Origin of the sequence: Acinetobacter sp. ESBL14 (assembly GCF_036668815.1) — a bacterium.
Taxonomy (GTDB): Bacteria; Pseudomonadota; Gammaproteobacteria; order Pseudomonadales; family Moraxellaceae; genus Acinetobacter; species Acinetobacter gyllenbergii.
On the sequence record NZ_JAZEVS010000031.1, the window covers coordinates 1 to 615 of the forward strand.

Genomic DNA, 615 nt, shown 5'->3' on the forward strand with positions numbered 1-615 from the left:
TACCCAAGGCATAGTTGTTCTTGCCTGTTGTGCCACCAAAGTTGATGCCTTTGTCTGCTGTCGCTTTAACGCTGGTGATCGCACCGTCAATTGTGTTCGAACCTGTACCACCAATGTTACTTGTGGTAATTGCACCTGTTGTCGCATCAATGGTCGTGTTACCACCAATTGCGCTCTTAACGCTGTCCGCTACACCGTGTAATTGGCTACCGTTGATTGCATCAGTTGAGCTTGAATTTACTGCACCCGCTTTAACGTTGGTAATCGTGGTTCCACCAGCGCCCGCTAAAGTTACTTTGTCTTTCGTTGCTGGGTCATCATATTTAACCGCTGCGTCGTCCGTTGCTTTTTGGGCATCGCTCACCGCTTGTAATTGATCTTCGGTTGCCGCTTGACCTGATACCGCTGTGCCATTCCACGTCTTATTGCTTAAACCACCAATGGTATTGGTTGTGCCATCAATCTTAACTTTTGTTGCACCACTACCAACATTGATTGCATCTTTAACATTAACGGTATCACCTAAACCAAGCTGTACACCATCTGCTGTTGTGGTACTGGTGATGCTACCATCTGTTGAACCTTTAACATTCAGCGTATCGCCCAATGCAAATT

Annotated in this window: 1 pseudogene; it reads right to left on the reverse strand. The window is 46.3% G+C overall.

From position 1 onward, the window contains the following. A pseudogene (locus V6E90_RS21470) lies at positions 1–607 on the reverse strand (hypothetical protein); the annotation flags it as partial. Positions 608–615 lie beyond the last annotated feature (8 nt).